The organism is Pseudomonas sp. TWI628 (genome assembly GCF_039673865.1).
Lineage (GTDB): Bacteria > Pseudomonadota > Gammaproteobacteria > Pseudomonadales > Pseudomonadaceae > Aquipseudomonas.
The window spans coordinates 32866-49894 of record NZ_JBDJMM010000042.1; the positions used below are offsets into that span (position 1 = coordinate 32866).

The 17029-nt window shown below is 64.4% G+C and carries 17 protein-coding genes; 8 read left to right on the plus strand and 9 right to left on the minus strand.

The window, feature by feature from the left end; translation table 11 throughout:
- Positions 1-117 precede the first annotated feature (117 nt).
- From ABE528_RS25365 to ABE528_RS25380, 4 genes are all read right to left on the minus strand, one after another.
- Positions 118-1074, minus strand: a complete 957-nt coding sequence (locus ABE528_RS25365; RefSeq protein WP_346654403.1) for a FecR family protein — start codon at positions 1072-1074, stop codon at positions 118-120.
- Entirely contained in the window at positions 1071-1589 is a 519-nt protein-coding gene (locus ABE528_RS25370; RefSeq protein WP_346654404.1) for an RNA polymerase sigma factor, read from the minus strand. Before ABE528_RS25370 ends, ABE528_RS25365 begins: the two co-directional genes overlap by 4 nt.
- 143 nt (positions 1590-1732) lie before the next feature.
- Complete coding sequence (locus ABE528_RS25375; protein ID WP_152957956.1) at positions 1733-2443, minus strand: 3'-5' exonuclease; 711 nt, start codon at positions 2441-2443, stop codon at positions 1733-1735.
- Entirely contained in the window at positions 2440-4377 is a 1938-nt protein-coding gene (locus ABE528_RS25380; protein ID WP_346654405.1) for a putative nucleotidyltransferase substrate binding domain-containing protein, read from the minus strand. Before ABE528_RS25380 ends, ABE528_RS25375 begins: the two co-directional genes overlap by 4 nt.
- A gap of 210 nt (positions 4378-4587) precedes the next feature.
- On the opposite strand from ABE528_RS25380, the gene ABE528_RS25385 reads away from it, so the two are divergent.
- Positions 4588-5031, plus strand: a complete 444-nt coding sequence (locus ABE528_RS25385) for a response regulator (protein WP_346654406.1) — start codon at positions 4588-4590, stop codon at positions 5029-5031.
- Positions 5032-5074: 43 nt separating this feature from the next.
- On the opposite strand, the gene ABE528_RS25390 is transcribed toward ABE528_RS25385, so the two are convergent.
- The gene (locus tag ABE528_RS25390; RefSeq protein WP_152957959.1) at positions 5075-7252 is read right to left on the minus strand and encodes a malate synthase G; all 2178 of its coding nucleotides are present in this window, start codon (positions 7250-7252) and stop codon (positions 5075-5077) included.
- 451 nt (positions 7253-7703) lie between these two features.
- Here ABE528_RS25390 and ABE528_RS25395 point away from each other — a divergent pair, with 451 nt between their 5' ends.
- A complete protein-coding gene (locus tag ABE528_RS25395) occupies positions 7704-8222 on the plus strand; it encodes an ACT domain-containing protein (RefSeq protein WP_054885257.1) in 519 nt (172 codons plus the stop codon).
- Between the two features lie 217 nt (positions 8223-8439).
- Here ABE528_RS25395 and rarD read toward each other — a convergent pair whose 3' ends face one another.
- The 4 genes from rarD to ABE528_RS25415 all read right to left on the minus strand — a co-directional run bounded on the left by rarD (position 8440) and on the right by ABE528_RS25415 (position 11976).
- Positions 8440-9327, minus strand: a complete 888-nt coding sequence (rarD, locus tag ABE528_RS25400) for an EamA family transporter RarD (protein ID WP_152957960.1) — start codon at positions 9325-9327, stop codon at positions 8440-8442.
- Between the two features lie 55 nt (positions 9328-9382).
- Complete coding sequence (locus ABE528_RS25405) at positions 9383-10357, minus strand: serine/threonine protein kinase (protein WP_346654407.1); 975 nt, start codon at positions 10355-10357, stop codon at positions 9383-9385.
- Positions 10358-10447: 90 nt separating this feature from the next.
- Positions 10448-11212: a TOBE domain-containing protein gene (locus ABE528_RS25410; protein ID WP_346654408.1), complete on the minus strand. Its 765-nt coding sequence runs from the start codon at positions 11210-11212 to the stop codon at positions 10448-10450.
- Between the two features lie 26 nt (positions 11213-11238).
- Entirely contained in the window at positions 11239-11976 is a 738-nt protein-coding gene (locus tag ABE528_RS25415; RefSeq protein WP_346654409.1) for a ComF family protein, read from the minus strand.
- A gap of 89 nt (positions 11977-12065) precedes the next feature.
- On the opposite strand from ABE528_RS25415, the gene bioB reads away from it, so the two are divergent.
- The 6 genes from bioB to ABE528_RS25445 all read left to right on the plus strand — a co-directional run bounded on the left by bioB (position 12066) and on the right by ABE528_RS25445 (position 16945).
- On the plus strand, positions 12066-13124 hold the full coding sequence (gene bioB, locus ABE528_RS25420; RefSeq protein ID WP_152957964.1) for a biotin synthase BioB: 1059 nt from the start codon (positions 12066-12068) through the stop codon (positions 13122-13124).
- Position 13125: 1 nt separating this feature from the next.
- Entirely contained in the window at positions 13126-14298 is a 1173-nt protein-coding gene (gene bioF / locus ABE528_RS25425; RefSeq protein WP_346654410.1) for an 8-amino-7-oxononanoate synthase, read from the plus strand.
- The gene (locus ABE528_RS25430; protein WP_346654411.1) at positions 14291-15022 is read left to right on the plus strand and encodes an alpha/beta fold hydrolase; all 732 of its coding nucleotides are present in this window, start codon (positions 14291-14293) and stop codon (positions 15020-15022) included. Before bioF ends, ABE528_RS25430 begins: the two co-directional genes overlap by 8 nt.
- Positions 15015-15833, plus strand: a complete 819-nt coding sequence (gene bioC / locus ABE528_RS25435; RefSeq protein WP_346654412.1) for a malonyl-ACP O-methyltransferase BioC — start codon at positions 15015-15017, stop codon at positions 15831-15833. The genes ABE528_RS25430 and bioC overlap by 8 nt, the downstream gene beginning before the upstream one ends.
- Positions 15834-15843: 10 nt before the next feature.
- On the plus strand, positions 15844-16524 hold the full coding sequence (gene bioD / locus ABE528_RS25440) for a dethiobiotin synthase (RefSeq protein WP_152957968.1): 681 nt from the start codon (positions 15844-15846) through the stop codon (positions 16522-16524).
- 124 nt (positions 16525-16648) lie between these two features.
- The gene (locus ABE528_RS25445; RefSeq protein ID WP_060512164.1) at positions 16649-16945 is read left to right on the plus strand and encodes a hypothetical protein; all 297 of its coding nucleotides are present in this window, start codon (positions 16649-16651) and stop codon (positions 16943-16945) included.
- Positions 16946-17029: the final 84 nt, after the last annotated feature.

A 17029-nucleotide genomic window follows, 5' to 3' on the forward strand; every position in this document is an offset into this window, starting at 1 on the left:
CGAGCGAGAATTCAAAAGTGACAGGGGAAATCGGAAAAAAAGTGAGAATTATTTGAATCTGGTTTTCGCCTGCGCCGTCCCCTTTGCGGGCAAGGCTACGATGGGAGCGAAATCAATCTATTTGGGAACTACGGTCACCCACCACGGCGTATGCCGCTCGATCTTCACCGGCAGCGCCGGCACCAGCGAAGCCAGGGCCAGGTCGGTATCGGTCAGCGGGAAGCTGCCGGTCACGCGCAGGTCGGCCACTTCATCGGCCACGCCCAGGTGACCGCTGCGGTAGTGGCCCAGCTGTTTCAGCAGGTCTGCCAGGCGCACGTTGTCGACCACCAGCATGCCGCGGGTCCAGGCATCGGCCCCGGCTTGCACCGGGCTTATCTGGCCGAGGCCGTTACTGTTCATCAGCACTTGCTGGCCTTCGTGCAGGACCTGTTCGTCGCCGCTGTTGTGTGGCATGGCGCCTACTGACGACTGCAAGACCTCAAGGCGTGTGCCGTTGTCTTCGCGGCGCACCAGGAAGCGCGTGCCCAGCGGGCGCAGGCGGCCATCGTCGGTACGCACCAGTAATGGCCGTGGGTCGTCGTGGCCGGTTTCCACGGAAATTTCGCCTTGATGCAGTACCAGCACGCGCTGCTCGCCGTCGTAGTCGATATCCACCGCAGTGTGGGTATTGAGGCTCAGCAGCGTGCCGTCGGTCAGCCGCAGGGTACGCAGTTCACCGGTGGCGGTGCGCTGATCAGCGAGCCAGTAGCTGGGGGCCAGTGACGGTGTGCCGACGCCGGTCAGCAGAGCGCCAAGCAGGAACAGGCCGGCAAGCCCGCTGCCGGCCTTGCCTATCCGCCGTCGCAGGCTGACGCGTGATTGCAGCAGGGCCTGGCGAGCCGGGCCGGCAGCGGCGCTGACGCGTTGATCGAGGGCGCCGAGCTGGCGCCAGGCGCGGGCATGTTCCTCGCTGGCGGCATGCCAGCGGATGAATTCGTTGCGCTCGTCAGGTGTGCCGCTGCCATCGTCCAGGCTCATTTTCCAGGCAATGGCAGCTTCCAGCACCCGCGACGAAACTGGTGTGTTGTTCACGTCGGTTCCCCGTACAGGGCCACGTAGCACTGGCGCATGCCTTGGGCGATGTACTGGCGTACGCGCGACACCGAAACGCCCAGGCGTTCGGCGATTTCGGCGTGGCCCATGCCATCCAGGCGGTTGTGCAGGAAGGCTGCACGGGCTTTGCTCGACAGCTTGCCGAGCAGGCGGTCGATGGCTTTGAGGTCTTCGAGGATCAGGTGCTGGGTTTCCGGGGAAGGGTGTTCGGCTTCGGGGACCAGCGCCAGCTCGGCCAGGTAGGCCTGCTCCAGCGCCGCGCGGCGGAAGTGGTCGAACATCAGGCCCTTGGCCACGGCGGCGAGGAAGGCGCGCGGTTCGCGCGGGGTATCCAGATGGCTGCGGCCCAGCAGGCGCACGAAGGTGTCCTGGCTCAGGTCTTCGGCACGCTGGCGGCAGGCCATGCTGCGTTGCAGCCAGGCGAGCAGCCAGCCGCGATGGTCGCGGTACAGCGAGCCGACCAGTTCGGCGTGTGGGCTGTGGGCAGAAGACACGCAGCGTCCCCCCGGAACGAATGCATTAACTAACGATAATTATTCGCGATTGTTACAGAGGGGAAGGGTGGGTGCAATGGGCGCTTATCGGATGGCCATCATTGGGGGTATGGGGGCTGTGAGACCCCTCAAGTCCTGAATTTCTAGAATCCTTGACTCTGTACCTTGCGCCGCCGCCATCCCCTCAGCCGCTGCTCGAGCTGCAACGGGCTGTCGAGCTGCTGGCGCCGGGCCTGGCTGAACAGGATCAACGCCAGCTCCGCCGTGACCTGCGCATCGGCGCTGGCATGGTGACGCTCGTCCACCTGCAGGCCGAAGCGTGCCACCCAATCGTCCAGCCCGGCTTCGCGCAACACGGTGTCGGGGTTGAGCATCGGCGCCAGTTCCGCCACATCGAGGAAGGGCAATTGCAAGCGATGGCCCAGGCTCTCTTTCAAGGCGCGGGCAAGCATGCGCTGGTCGAACGGCGCATGGAACGCCAGCACCGGGCTGTCGCCGATGAATTCGAGCAAGTCGAGCAAGGCCTCGGCCGGGTCGCAGCCAGCCGCCAGGGCACTCGGCCCGAGGCCGTGGATGAGCACGCTGGCGTTGGTTTTTTGCTCAGGGCGGTGCAGGGTGCGTTCGAACTGCTGGGCGAAATCGATGGCGCCATCCGCGATGGCCACCGCGCCAATCGACAATACCTGGTCGCGATTGGGGTTCAGGCCGCTGGTTTCCAGGTCGAGCACGACCCAGCGCTGCTCGCGCAACGAGCACACCCCCAGCGGCCTGGCCTTGGGCAGCCGCGCCAGGCGTTGGCGCAAGGCCGCGTCGAGCAGTGGGGCAGTGGGGCGCAGCCAGGCGAACAGGCTCATAACTGATACCGCAGGGCCAGGCTGCTCTGCAGGCGCTGGGCCTGGCGCAGGGATTCGCGCAGGATGCGCCGGTCCAGATGGTTGAGGCTGTCCGGATCGAGGCGGTTGGAGTACGGCAGGTTGTCGCGGGTCTGGCGCTGGTGCTGCTGCATGCGGGTTTGCTGGATGAAGTGGTAGGCCTCTTCGTAAGCAGCGCCGTCGAGCGCTTCGATGACCCCTTTGTCGACCAGCTGGCGCAGGCGCTCCAAGGTGTTGCAGGCAGCAATGCCATTGGCCAGGGCCAGCAGGCGGGCGCCATCGACGAAGGGGGTCAGGCCCTGGACCTTGAGGTCGAGGGTGGCGGCCTTGTCGTTGCCTTGGCGGGTCAGCACGAACTCGCGCAGGCGGCCCACCGGCGGGCGCTGGCGCAGAGCGTTGTCGGCCAGCATGCGCTGGAAGATGCGATTGTCCGCCACCTGCTCCAGCAGTTGCCGGCGCAGTTGCTCACAGCCCTGTTCATCGCCCCAGACCACGCGCAGGTCGAAGTAGATGCTCGAACCCAGCAGGTTCTCCGGGCTCGCCTCGCGCACGAAACCGGCAAAGCGCCGTGCCCACTGCGCACGGGACAGGCACAGCTCGGGGTTGCCGGCCATGACGTTGCCCTTGCACAGGGTGAAACCGCACTGGGCCAGGCACTGGTTGATGTACTGCGCCAGGGGCAGCAGGCGAGCGCGAATGGCCTCGGCTTCGGCGTCGTCGGCGGCTTCGAAGAGGATGCCGTTGTCCTGGTCGGTGTGCAGGGTCTGTTCGCGGCGCCCTTCGCTGCCGAAGCACAGCCAGCTGAACGGCACGCCGGGGTCGCCACGTTCGGCAATGGCCAGCTCGATCACCCGGCACACCGTGTGGTCGTTGAGCAGGGTGATGATCTGGGTGATCTGTGTCGAAGAGGCGCCGTGGGCGAGCATGCGCTCGACCAGCTGGCCGATCTCGCCGCGCAGCTGCACCAGCGAATCGAGGCGTGGCGCATGGCGGATGGTACGCGCCAGGTGCACCAGGTCGACCCGCTGCAGGGAAAACAGGTCGCGCTCGGACACCACGCCACACAGGCGCTGGTTGTCCACCAGGCAAACGTGGGCGATATGCCGTTCGGTCATCGCCATGGCCGCATCGAAGGCGCTGGCCTGGGGGTTGAGGTAGAACGGGCTGGCGGTCATGTGCTGTTCGATCGGCGCACCGAGGTCGGCATCGGCGGCGGCCACCACCTGGCGCAGGTCGCGCAGGGTGAAGATGCCCACCGGGTAGCGCTGCGGGTCGACCACGACGATGCTGCCGACCTGCTGTTCATGCATCAGCCGCACCGCCTCGCGTAGCGGTGTAGCCGGCGCGCAGACCACCGGGTGACGCATGGCCAGTTCGCCCAGCGGGGTATTCAGCGAGTACTGGGTGCCGAGGGTTTCCACCGCACGTTGGCGTACCTGCTGGTTGACCTGGTCGAGCAGGCTGCTGACCCCGCGCAGTGCAAAATCTCGAAACACTTCCGACATCGAGAATACGCGGATGAACGCGGCTTTGTTCAGCTGCAGGCAGAAGGTGTCTTCACCGGCCAGGTGTTCGGTGCGCGTCGCCCGCTCGCCGAGCAGCGCCGCCAGCGGGAAACACTCGCCGCCGGTGATCTCGAAGGTGGTTTCCACCCCGGGCTTGACCAGGTGCTGGCGCTCGCCGACCACACGGCCCTGCTTGACGATGTAGAAGTGCTCGACCGGCCCATCCGTGGGTTTGATGATGCTTTCGCCGCTGGCATAGAAGCGCAGCTGGCATTGTTCCACCAGGAAGGCCAGGTGGCTCTGCTCCATCTGGTTGAACGGCGGGAAGCGCTGCAGGAACTGCAAGGTGCCCTGAATGTTTTGCAGTACTGCCGTTCTGCCCGCCTGACTGTAGGCGTCCTTTTTGCTCATGACACTGACCGTATCGCTACGCCGAACTATATATATCTATATATAGGAGCGGCCTTGTTGTTCTCGGTCCCCATGGTCGGCTGGCAGCGGGGTGGTGCCCATTGGACGTAAGTCTATGGGACGCACTGTCAAAGACCGACGAAAGGCGAACCGGGGTGCGCGGGTTTTGCGGTCCTAACCGTTGAGCGGGATTTTTTTGACGAGATGACCATGGCTGAGCATGACGAGATTCTGAGTGACGCCGAACGCGAAGCCCTGGCCGTGGTGAGTGCGCCTGTTGCGCCCAGCCCGGTAGTACTGGTTGTCGATGACAACCCGGTGAACAGTGAAGCGCTCAAGCTGTACCTGAAGAGCAGGGGCATCGAGAGCATGACCGCTGACGGCGCCCAGGAGGCGATGCTCAAGCTGCATTACGAACCGCGCATTGCCTTGATGATCACCGACCTGCGCATGCAGCCCAACGACGGCCTGGAGTTGATCCGGCGGATTCGTGAGTCGGAGCGGGCGGCGTTGTCGATCATCGTGGTGTCGGGCGACACCGATGTGAAGGAGGCGGTGGACGTGATGCACCTGGGGGTGGTGGATTTTCTGCTGAAGCCGGTGGACCTGGGGAAACTGCTGGCGTTGGTGAAGAAGGAACTGAAGATCGAGTGACACAGGATCGGGGCCGCAAAGCGGCCCCTTTCACTGATGTTGCTTACAGCCCGTTACGCGCCTTGAACTCGCGACGACGGCGGTGCAGCACTGGCTCGGTGTAGCCGTTCGGCTGCTTGGCACCTTCGATCACCAGCTCGATCGCCGCCTGGAACGCGACGTTGTCGTCGAAGTTCGGCGCCATCGGGCGGTACTGGGCGTCACCGGCGTTCTGCTGGTCGACCACCGCTGCCATGCGCTTGAGGCTCTCCAGTACCTGCTCCTGGGTGACCACGCCATGGCGCAGCCAGTTGGCCAGCAGCTGGGCCGAGATGCGCAGGGTGGCACGGTCTTCCATCAGGCCGACGTTATTGATGTCCGGTACCTTCGAGCACCCCACGCCCTGGTCGATCCAGCGCACGACATAGCCGAGGATGCCCTGGGCGTTGTTGTCCAGCTCGTTGCGGATCTCTTCAGCCGACCAGTTGGTGTCGGCCGCCAGCGGGATGGTCAGGATGTCGTCGACCGAAGCCGGGGTGCGCGCAGCCAGCTCGCGCTGACGCGCCTGCACGTCGACCTTGTGGTAGTGCAGGGCGTGCAGGGTGGCGGCGGTTGGCGACGGTACCCAGGCGGTGTTGGCGCCGGCCAGCGGGTGAGCGATCTTCTGCTCGAGCATGGCAGCCATCAGGTCAGGCATGGCCCACATGCCCTTGCCGATTTGCGCACGGCCCTGCAGGCCGGTGGCCAGGCCGACGTCGACGTTGTTGTTCTCGTAGGCGCCGATCCACTTCTCGTTCTTCATGGCACCCTTGCGCACCACGGCGCCGGCTTCCATCGAGGTGTGGATTTCGTCACCGGTGCGGTCGAGGAAGCCGGTGTTGATGAACACCACGCGCTCGGCGGCCGCCTTGATGCAGGACTTCAGGTTGACCGTGGTACGGCGCTCCTCGTCCATGATGCCGACCTTGACGGTGTTGCGCTTCATGCCCAGCAGGTCTTCGACGCGGCTGAAGATTTCGGCGGCGAAGGCGACTTCTTCCGGGCCGTGCATCTTCGGCTTGACGATGTACACGCTGCCGCTGCGGGTGTTCTTGCGGCTGGTGTTGCCGTTGAGGTTGTGCAGGGCGATCAGGTTGGTGAACAGGCCGTCCTGGATACCTTCGGGGATTTCGTTACCCTGGCCATCGAGGATCGCCGGGTTGGTCATCAGGTGACCGACGTTGCGCACGAACAGCAGCGAACGGCCGTGCAGGGTTACGCTGCCGCCGTTGGGCGCGGCGTATTCGCGGTCCGGGTTCATGGTACGGGTGAAGGTCTTGCCACCTTTGTTCACGCTCTCGGCCAGGTCGCCTTTCATCAGGCCCAGCCAGTTGCGGTAGACGATGACCTTGTCATCGGCATCGACGGCGGCAACCGAGTCTTCGCAGTCCATGATGGTGGTCAGTGCCGATTCCATCAGGATGTCTTTGACGCCGGCGGCATCGGTGCTGCCGACCGGGGTGCTGGCGTCGACCTGGATTTCGAAGTGCAGGCCGTTGTGCTTGAGCAGTACGGCGGTCGGTGCCTTGGCGTCGCCATGGAAGCCGATCAGCTGGGCGTCATCACGCAGGCCGCTGTTGCTGCCGCCTTTCAGGGTGACGACCAGCTTGCCGCCTTCGATGCGGTAGCCGGTGGAGTCGACGTGGGAGCCTGCGGCCAGTGGCGCGGCTTCGTCGAGGAAGGCACGGGCGAAGGCGATGACCTTGTCGCCGCGCAGCTTGTTGTAACCCTGGCCTTTCTCGGCGCCGCCTTCATCGCTGATGGCGTCAGTGCCGTACAGTGCGTCGTACAGCGAACCCCAACGGGCGTTGGCGGCGTTCAGGGCGAAGCGGGCGTTCATCACCGGAACGACCAGCTGCGGGCCGGCCATGTGGGCGATTTCTTCGTCCACGTTCTGGGTGGTGGCCTGGAAATCGTCGGCTTGTGGCAGCAGGTAGCCGATTTCCTGGAGGAATGCTTTGTAGGCTACGGCGTCGTGTGCCTGGCCTTTGCGTGCCTGGTGCCAGGCGTCGATCTTGGCTTGCAGCTCGTCGCGCTTGGCGAGCAGGGCTTTGTTCTTTGGAGCGAGGTCATTGATGATCTTCTCTGCACCGGCCCAGAACTGCTCGGCGACGATGCCGGTCCCCGGAATGGCTTCGTTGTTGACGAAGTCATACAGGACCTTGGCGACCTGAAGGCCACCGACTTGAACGTATCCAGTCATTGCTTGCCTCACTCTGCTCAGCTATTTCGCTCTTCTGTATTAAGCCTGTAGCGCTTCTCTAAACACGTTCCAGTGCTTGCCCTCGTCGGATGGCACGAGCGCGGCTGGGTGCGGCCTGCCAGACGGTCTGGCAGACAGTGTGCGTATTTTCACAGGCGCCTTGGCAGACATCCAAACGACGTTTTGTAGTCCGCGCCACGGGATACTACATGAAGCAGTAGGCGAGGCAAAATCAGACTAAAAGCGCCGTTATGCGACCGGTTGGTCGCGTAGGGTCACGCTGGGAGAACGTATGTTCGCAAAAAACGGGTGGATTGTTCCAGATAAATCTTGAAACAGTACACGATTGTTTGTGCGGATTGCCCTGCGGCAGGTTGCCGCGCCTTGCCTATACTGAGTCGATCCCCCGATTTTTCGCCGCCTTGGGCGGCCCGACGCAGAGGAAGGGCCTGTGGATCATCTTGTACTCACCGTGATTGCCCCGGACAAGGCCGGCCAGGTCGAGCGCATTGCCCAGTGCATTGCCGATCATAACGGCAACTGGCTGGAGAGCCGCATGTCGCGGATGGCCGGGCAGTTTGCCGGGATTCTGCGGGTGGCGGTGCCAGCGGAAAACTACGACGAGCTGGTGAAGTCGCTGCAGGCGCTGGGGCAATACGATATTCGCGTGCTCATTGCCGAGAGCGGCATCGAACCGTCCTGCACGTGGAAGCCGATTGCCATGGAGCTGGTGGGCAATGACCGCCCGGGCATCGTGCGCGACATCACCCGACTGCTGGCGGATCAGGGGGTGAACCTGGAGCGCTTTACCACCGAAGTGCGGCCGGCGCCGATGAGCAGTGAGCCGCTGTTCCATGCTGATGCGCTGCTGGCGCTGCCGTTGACCTTGTCGCTGGATGATCTGCAGCAGAAGCTGGAAAGCCTGGCGGACGACTTGATGGTGGAGTTGAAGTTGCGGCCTGAGGACTGAATCGGGTTATCCCGATTTCACGGGGACGGCCCTGTGGATAAGCTGGGGGCGCACCTCGCCAGCCCAGGCACGGCAAGCCTTCCCGAGGTTTGAGCAAAAAACGTACAGGAATCAGTCGCTTGTGCACAAAGCGCGGGGATGAGGGTGTGGATAACCTTTGGAGATGTTGCTGCAGGCCACGAACGACGTGGCCTGCACGATTTTGATCGTTTTTTGATCAGGCGCGCTTGCGCAGATTCAGCCAGGCATCGACGCTGTAAACCGCCAACCCCGCCCAGATGAAGATGAACGCTACCAAGCTACTCGACGACAGCTGCTCATCGAACAGCAGCACTGCCTGCAGCAGCACCAAGGTCGGCGCCAGGTACTGCAGGAAGCCCAGGGTGGTGTAGGGCAGGTGCCGCGCCGCGGCGTTGAAGCATACCAGCGGCACCAGCGTCACCGGCCCGGCAGCGATCAGCCACAGCGCCTCGCTGCTGCCGTAGAAGCCAGCTTGTGCGCTCATCGCCGTCGGATGCAGCAGCAACCAGCCCAGGGCCAGCGGTACCAGCATCCAGGTTTCCACTACCAGCCCGGGCAGCGCCGCCACCGGTGCCTGTTTGCGAATCAGGCCGTAGAAGCCAAAGCTCAGCGCCAGCGCCAGCGACACCCAGGGCAGGCTGCCCACTTGCCACACCTGCTGCGCAACGCCCACCGCCGCCATGGCCACCGCCAGCCATTGCAGGCGACGCAGGCGCTCGCCGAGCAGCAGCATGCCCAGCAGCACATTGATCAAGGGGTTGATGTAGTAGCCCAGGCTGGCTTCGAGCATGCGGCCGTTGTTCACCGACCAGACATAGGTCAGCCAGTTGCCAGCGATCAACGCACCGCTCAGTGCCAGGATTGCCAGCCGGCGCGGGTTTTCGCGCAGCTCGCGCCACCAGCCGGGGTGCTTCCACACCAGCAGCAGCAGTGAACCGAACAGGGCCGACCAGAGCACCCGGTGGACGATGATCTCCACCGCCGGAACGCTCTGGATAGCTTTGAAGTACAGCGGGAACAGGCCCCAGATGATGTAGGCACCAAGGCCCAGGAGGTACCCGCGGCGCGGGTTTGCAGCGTGCATGGAGTGTCCTTGCTCAGTAAAGCGACGCTTATTGTAGACAGCGGCGCGCTTGCTTCTAGAACAATTTCAGCGGTTGTTCATCCAGCGCTGCCATTTGCTCGCGCAAGGCGAGGATCTGGTCACCCCAGTAACGCGGCTGGCCGAACCACGGGAAGCTCGGCGGGAACGCCGGGTCGTCCCAGCGCCGCGCCAGCCAGGCGCTGTAATGCAGCTGGCGCAGGGCGCGCAATGGTTCGATCAGGGCCAGTTCGCGCGGGTCGAAATCGTGGAATTCGTTGTAGCCGTCCACCAGCTCGGCCAGTTGCCCCATGCGCTCCTCGCGGCTGCCGGCGAGCATCATCCACAGGTCCTGCACGGCAGGGCCCATGCGGCAGTCATCGAGGTCGACCACGTGATACACGTCGTCGCGGTGCATCAGGTTGCCGGGGTGCAGGTCGCCATGCAGGCGGATGAGCTGATGCGGGGTACGGGCGTAGGCATCCTCGACCCGCTTGAGCAGGTCGCGGGCCACGGACTCGAAAGCCGGCAGCAGGTCCTTGGGAACGAAACCGCCGTCGAGCAGGGTGTTCAGCGAGGCGTGGCCGAAGTTGTCCACAGCCAGCGCTTCGCGGTGTTCGAATGGGCGCGCAGCGCCGACGGCGTGCAGGCGGCCGAGCAGCTGGCCGAGGCGGTAGAGCTGGTCGAGGTTGCCGGGTTCTGGTGCATGGCCGCCTCGGCGCGGAAACAGGGTGAAACGAAAGCCCTTGTGCTCGAACAGGGTCTGGCCGTCGTGTTGCAACGGCGCGACCACGGGCACTTCGCAGTCGGCGAGTTCAGCGGTGAACTGGTGCTCTTCGAGAATCGCCGCATCGCTCCAGCGGCCCGGACGGTAGAACTTGGCGATCAACGGTTGCGAATCTTCGATGCCCACCTGATAGACGCGGTTCTCATAGCTGTTCAGCGCCAGGACCCGGGCATCGCTGAGAAAGCCCAGGCTTTCCACGGCGTCCAGGACCAGGTCGGGGGTGAGGGTGTCGAAGGGGTGGGACATGGGGGCTCCGGGGGTGGGCAACAGGTCGGCATGGTAGCGCATTCCAATGCCTCAAGGTCGGCCGGGCCGGAGCTGGCTTGCCGGCGATCGCTACACAGGAACCCCGAGCAAAACATAGGAAGGATGGAACTGCACCTTCACCTTGCTTCCTTCCTTCACCGACTGCTCGGCCAACCAAGATGCCTCGGCAAACGCACACAGCGTCTGCCCATTGCCCAGCGCCAAGCGCACCTCGCAGTCGCCCTGTGCATCCGCCAGCACCTCTTCGACGGTAGCGTTAAGCTCATTGCAGCCAGCCTCGGCCTCATCCTCCGCCGTGAGCAACTGTACCCACCCGGCCTTGAGCAGCGCCATCACCGTGGTCCCCAACGTCAGCTCCAGCCGCGCCGTACTGTCGTGGGTAATCAATGCATCGATCTCCAGCCCGCCGCCCAGCGCCAGGCTGACCCGATCATGCCGGCCCTCCCGTCGCAAACCGCTGACCTGCCCCTGTAGCTGGTTGCGCGCACTGGTGCGCAACATCAGCCGACCGAGCAGGTCGAGGTCGCTGGACTCTTCCGCCGCTTCGAGAATCTGTGCCTGCAGTGCCTGCACTTTCTGGTACAGGCGCAGCACCCGCTCACCCTCAACCGAAAGCTTTGCGCCGCCACCGCCACGCCCACCCGTGCTGCGCTCGACCAAGGCCTTGCTGGCGAGGTTGTTGAGTTCGTCGATCGCATCCCAGGCCGCCTTGTAGCTAATGCCGGCAGCCTTGGCCGCGCGGGTGATCGAGCCTTGCTCGGCGATGTGCTGGAGCAGGGCGATGCGCTGCGGGCGGCGGGCGATGTGCTGGGTGAGGAGGGCGGGCAGGGACATGGTGGTGCCTATCTGGAACTGACCCGTCAAGCTTGCCCCGGTTTTGCCGTGCGTGCCAGGCAATACACATCGATCCTGCGTGCGCCGGCCTCACGCAGCAGCTGCGCGATGGCCTGCGCGGTGGCCCCGGTGGTCAGCACATCATCGACCACGGCAATGTGGCTGCCCTTGAGCGATGCCTCGCTGGCCAGCGCGAACGCCTGGCGCAGATTGCGCCGGCGTGCCCGGGCATCCAGGCTCTGTTGTGCCGGTGTTTCACGCGTGCGCAGCAACAACCGTTCATCGCATTCGATAACCAGCGCCTTCGACAGCCAGCGCCCGAGCATGCCGGCCTGGTTGAAGCCTCGCTCGCGCAGCCGACGCCGGGCCAGCGGCACCGGCAACAGCAGGTCTGGCCTGGGCAGGCCCTCCTGATAGCGATGGTGCACGTTGAGGCACAGCAATTCGGCCATCAAGCGACCCAGCGGCCATTGGCTGTTGTGCTTGAAGCGGCTGATCAGGGTGTCCAGTGGATACCCATAGTGCCAGGGCGCTATGACCTGATCGTAGGAGGGCGGGCGGCGGCTGCACTGGGCGCAGATCAGGCCGGCCATTGGCAAGGGCAGGGCGCAGCGCAGGCAATACTCATCGAGCCAGGGCAGTTCTTGCTCGCAGGCGACACACAACGGGTAGCGCTGTTCAGCGATTTCACTGCATAACAAGCATGAATGATTAATATTTGTACAGTTGTAAACCAGTGCTTTTAACCAAGGTTGACAGTTCATAGGCCTTCCATGACTATGCGAGCTATCCGTGATGCGCTGGCGGGCACTTGTGCCTCGGCGCCAGTTACAGCCTAAACAAGGAAACGCCGATGAGCGCCAGCACAACTGCAACAACACGTCACGACTGGTCCCTGCCTGAAGTCAAGGCACTGTTCCAGCAGCCCTTCAATGACCTGCTGTTCCAGGCGCAGACCGTGCATCGCGCGCATTTCGACCCGAACCGCGTACAGGTTTCGACACTGCTGTCGATCAAGACCGGCGCCTGCCCGGAAGATTGCAAATATTGTCCGCAGTCCGGCCACTACAACACCGGGCTGGAAAAACAGAAACTGATGGAAGTGCAGAAGGTGCTTGAGGAGGCCGCGCGCGCCAAAGCCATCGGCTCCACCCGCTTCTGCATGGGCGCAGCCTGGAAACACCCGTCGGCCAAGGACATGCCCTATGTGCTGGAAATGGTCAAAGGCGTGAAGGCCATGGGCCTGGAAACCTGCATGACCCTCGGCAAGCTCGACCAGGATCAGACCGTGGCGCTGGCCCAGGCCGGCCTGGACTACTACAACCACAACCTTGACACCTCGCCTGAGTTCTACGGCAGCATCATCACCACCCGTACCTACGGCGAGCGCCTGCAGACCCTGGCCTACGTGCGCGACGCCGGGATGAAGATCTGCTCTGGCGGCATCCTTGGCATGGGCGAGTCGCTGGACGACCGCGCAGGCCTCTTGATCCAGCTGGCCAACCTGCCCGAGCACCCGGAATCGGTGCCGATCAACATGCTGGTCAAGGTCGCCGGCACGCCGCTGGCCGAGGAAGAGGACGTCGACCCGTTCGACTTCATCCGCATGCTGGCAGTCGCCCGTATCCTCATGCCCAAGTCGCACGTGCGCCTGTCCGCCGGCCGTGAGCAGATGAACGAGCAGATGCAGGCCCTGGCCTTCATGGCTGGCGCCAACTCGATCTTCTACGGCGAGAAACTGCTGACCACCGCCAACCCGCAGGCCGACAAGGACATGCAGCTGTTCGCCCGCCTGGGCATCAAGCCCGAAGCGCGTGAAGAGCATGCCGACGAAGTGCACCAGGCGGCCATCGAGCAGGCCCTGGTCGAGCAACGCAGCAGCGAGCTGTTCTACGACGCCGCGTCTGCCTGAGATGGCCTTCGACCTGGCGGCGCGCCTGGCCGAACGGCGCGCCGCAGACCTGTATCGGCAGCGGCCATTGCTGGAAAGCCCGCAAGGGCCTGAAGTCGTGGTCGACGGCCTGCGCCTGCTGGCCTTCTGCAGCAATGACTACCTGGGGCTGGCCAACCACCGTGAAGTGATTGCCGCCTGGCAGGCCGGTGCCGAGCGCTGGGGTGTCGGTGGCGGCGCCTCGCACCTGGTGATCGGCCACAGCTCGCCGCACCATGCCGTCGAAGAGGCGCTGGCCGACCTGACCGGTCGCCCGCGCGCGCTGCTGTTTTCCACTGGCTACATGGCCAACCTTGGCGCCATCACCGCGCTGGTGGGGCAGGGCGACACCGTGCTGCAGGACCGCCTCAACCACGCCTCGCTGCTCGACGGTGGATTGCTCAGTGGTGCCCGTTTCAACCGCTACCTGCACAACGACGCTGCCAGCCTGGCCAGCCGTTTGGACAAGGCAACTGGCAACACCTTGGTGGTCACTGACGGTGTTTTCAGCATGGACGGCGACCTCGCCGATCTGCCGGCTCTGGCCGCTGTGGCCCGCGCCCGCGGCGCCTGGTTGATGGTTGACGACGCCCATGGCCTGGGCACCTTGGGTACGCAAGGCGGCGGCATCGTCGAGCATTTCGGCCTGGGTATCGACGACGTGCCGGTGCTGATCGGCACCCTGGGCAAAGCCTGTGGCACTGCTGGCGCTTTCGTCGCCGGCAGCGAAGAGCTGATCGAAGCGTTGGTGCAGTTCGCCCGCCCCTACATCTACACCACCAGTCAGCCGCCAGCGCTGGCCTGCGCCACGCTCAAGAGCCTGGAACTGCTGCGCCGCGAAACCTGGCGCCGCGAGCACCTGGCTGCGCTGATCCGCCAGTTCCGCCAGGGCGCCTCGCAAATCGGCCTGCAGTTGATGGACAGCCCGACGCCAATTCAGCCGATCCTGATCGGCGACAGTGCCCAGGCCCTCAAGCTGTCGCGCATGCTGCGTGACCGTGGCCTGCTGGTGACCGCTATCCGCCCACCAACCGTACCTGCCGGCAGCGCCCGCCTGCGGGTCACCCTGAGCGCGGCGCACAGCGAGGCGCAGGTGCAGCTATTGTTGAATGCATTGGCCGAGTGTTATCCACAGCTGGAGGCCGCCGATGCGTAACCGTTTGATCCTTCTTCCCGGTTGGGGGTTGGGCACCGCCGCCCTCGAACCGCTCGCCGCCAGCCTGCGGGCACAAGATGCACGCCTGCAGGTCGAACTGATGCCCCTGCCGGAACTGGCCGATGCCGACGTGCAAGCCTGGGTGGACTACCTTGATCGCAAATTGCCCAGTGATGCCTGGCTGGGCGGCTGGTCGCTCGGCGGCATGCTCGCCAGCGAACTGGCGCGCAAGCGTGGCGACCACTGCTGCGGCCTGCTGACGTTGGGCAGCAACCCCAGCTTTGTGGCTCGCGCCGATTGGCCCCATGGCATGGCCGAGGATACCTTCGGCACGTTTCTCGATGGTTGCCGCAGCCACACCTCGGTGACCCTCAAGCGCTTCCGTACCCTGTGCAGCGACGGTGCCCTGCAACCTCGCACGCTGCTGCGGCAACTGGGTATCGGCGTGCCAAATACCGACCCGCTGTACCTGGCCACCGGCCTTGAAGTGCTGGCCAGGCTCGACACCCGTGAGGCCCTGCAGGCCTATGGCGGCCCGCAGTTGCACCTGTTCGCCGGCAGCGATGCGCTGGTGCCGGCAGAGGCGGCCAAAGCGCTGAGCGAGCTGCTGCCTGACGTGGAAGTCGGCCTGGTCGAAGACAGTTCCCACGCCTTCCTGCTGGAGTATCCACAGGAGCTGGCGGCGGGCATCAAGAGTTTTCTGCATGAGAGTGGCGATGACTGACCTTTCCCGTCCAACCCTGCCCGGCGCGCTACCGGACAAGCGCCAGGTGGCCGCCTCGTTCTCCCGTGCGGCAGCCAGCTACGACAGTGTTGCGGCCTTGCAGCGTGCGGTGGGCGTGAGCCTGCTGGAGCAGTTGCCGGATGATGTGGCACCGACGCGCTGGCTGGACCTTGGCAGTGGCACGGGGCATTTCAGCCGAGTGCTGGGCGAGCGTTTTGCCCCGGCCACCGGCGTTGCCGTGGATATTGCCGAAGGCATGCTGTGCCACGCGCGTGGCGAACAGGGTGGGGCGCAGTATCACGTGGCCGGCGATGCCGAGCGCCTGCCGCTGCGTGATGGCTGTGTCGACCTGGTGTTCACCAGCCTCGCGGTGCAGTGGTGTGGCCAGTTCGCCAGCGTGCTGGAGGAGGCTCGGCGAGTATTGCGCCCGGACGGGGTGCTGGCCTTCAGCAGCCTGTGCGTCGGTACGCTCGATGAGTTGCGCGCCAGCTGGCAGGCGGTTGATGGCATGGTGCATGTCAATCGCTTCCGCAGGTTCGAAGACTACCAGCGCCTGTGTGCTGCCAGTGGCCTCGCCCAGGTCAGCTTGCAGCGCCAGGCCCATGTGCTGCACTACCCCGATGTGCGTAGCCTGACCCATGAACTCAAGGCGCTCGGTGCTCACAATCTCAACCCCGGGCGGCCTGCCGGCCTGACCGGTCGCGCGCGTATGCAAGGCCTGTTGCAGGCCTACGAAGCGTTTCGCCAGCCCCAGGGGCTGCCCGCCACCTATCAGGTGGTCTATGGTGTGCTGCGCAAGCCACAGGCATGAGAGGAGCGACATGAGCCAGGCCTATTTCATTGCCGGGACCGACACCGATGTCGGCAAGACCACCATCGCTGCCGGGCTGCTGCATGCGGCACGGTTGCAGGGGCTGAGCACCTTGGGTGCGAAGCCGGTGGCTTCGGGTTGCACGATGACCTCCAAGGGCCTGCGCAACAGCGACGCCCAGGCGTTGATCGACGAAAGTTCGATCAAGCTCGCCTACGAGGAGGTCAACCCGTTTGCCTTCGAGCCGGCTATAGCGCCGCATGTGGCTGCCCGGGAAGCGGGTGTTGCGCTGGAAGTCGCTGTGTTGTCAAAGGCCATGCGCCATGTGCTGGACCAGCGGGCAGACTTCACCCTGGTCGAAGGCGCGGGCGGTTGGCGCGTGCCATTGTCCAACCATGCCAACCTGTCGGACCTGGCGATTGCCCTCAAGCTGCCGGTGATTCTGGTGGTCGGGGTACGCCTGGGTTGCATCAACCATGCGCTGCTCAGTGCCGAGGCGATTGCCCGCGACGGCCTGCAACTGGCGGGCTGGGTGGCGAATATCATCGAACCGCGGACTTCGCGGCTGGAGGAAAACCTGGCCAGCCTGGCGGAGCGTTTACCTGCGCCGTGCCTGGGGCGGGTGCCGAAGCTCAAGCAGGCAACGGCGGATGCGGTGGCGGAGCATTTGCAACTCGACTTGCTGGATTGAGCATGGGCAGATATGCCCGTGGCCTATCAAGTGGCACTGAGCCATTAGGGATTTAAACGGGCCTTTTCGCCTTCGGCCTGCTTTAATTGCCCTTGTTCACATCCAGCGTCATTGGAGTTCTGACATGGAAATCACCGGCAGCACCGCGTACTACGCGGGCCTCAACGCCATCTACAACGGCCAGAACCGCGTCGATCAGGCCGCCGGCCAGATCGCCAATGCTTCGGTCGAGCGCGCCGCCACCAGCCAGTCCAGCGACTTCCAGGCCGAGCGCCTGCGCGGGGTCGACCGTAGCCAGCAGATGGACCTGGCAACCAGCACCGTGCAATTGGCCCTGGGCAAGACCGAGGTCGAACTGGGTGCAAAGGTGGCCAAGGCGTCCGACGAAATGCTCGGGCGGTTCATCGACACCTACGCCTGATTCCAGCCTCCCTGGCGAGCCCTGTGGGAGCGGGTTTACCTGCGAATGCGTCAGCTCAGACATCTCTGGTGTCTGGACTGACGC

Bases quoted from the DNA above. Each gene is read 5' to 3' on its own strand.
- ABE528_RS25415 (WP_346654409.1), bottom strand. From the start codon at position 11,976: ATGAACTGTCAACCTTGGTTAAAAGCACTGGTTTACAACTGTACAAAT.
- bioB (WP_152957964.1), top strand. From the start codon at position 12,066: ATGAGCGCCAGCACAACTGCAACAACACGTCACGACTGGTCCCTGCCT.
- ABE528_RS25410 (WP_346654408.1), bottom strand. From the start codon at position 11,212: ATGTCCCTGCCCGCCCTCCTCACCCAGCACATCGCCCGCCGCCCGCAG.
- rarD (WP_152957960.1), bottom strand. From the start codon at position 9,327: ATGCACGCTGCAAACCCGCGCCGCGGGTACCTCCTGGGCCTTGGTGCC.
- ABE528_RS25380 (WP_346654405.1), bottom strand. From the start codon at position 4,377: ATGAGCAAAAAGGACGCCTACAGTCAGGCGGGCAGAACGGCAGTACTG.
- ABE528_RS25390 (WP_152957959.1), bottom strand. From the start codon at position 7,252: ATGACTGGATACGTTCAAGTCGGTGGCCTTCAGGTCGCCAAGGTCCTG.
- ABE528_RS25385 (WP_346654406.1), top strand. From the start codon at position 4,588: ATGGCTGAGCATGACGAGATTCTGAGTGACGCCGAACGCGAAGCCCTG.
- bioD (WP_152957968.1), top strand. From the start codon at position 15,844: ATGAGCCAGGCCTATTTCATTGCCGGGACCGACACCGATGTCGGCAAG.
- ABE528_RS25445 (WP_060512164.1), top strand. From the start codon at position 16,649: ATGGAAATCACCGGCAGCACCGCGTACTACGCGGGCCTCAACGCCATC.
- bioC (WP_346654412.1), top strand. From the start codon at position 15,015: ATGACTGACCTTTCCCGTCCAACCCTGCCCGGCGCGCTACCGGACAAG.
- bioF (WP_346654410.1), top strand. From the start codon at position 13,126: ATGGCCTTCGACCTGGCGGCGCGCCTGGCCGAACGGCGCGCCGCAGAC.
- ABE528_RS25405 (WP_346654407.1), bottom strand. From the start codon at position 10,357: ATGTCCCACCCCTTCGACACCCTCACCCCCGACCTGGTCCTGGACGCC.
- ABE528_RS25375 (WP_152957956.1), bottom strand. From the start codon at position 2,443: ATGAGCCTGTTCGCCTGGCTGCGCCCCACTGCCCCACTGCTCGACGCG.
- ABE528_RS25430 (WP_346654411.1), top strand. From the start codon at position 14,291: ATGCGTAACCGTTTGATCCTTCTTCCCGGTTGGGGGTTGGGCACCGCC.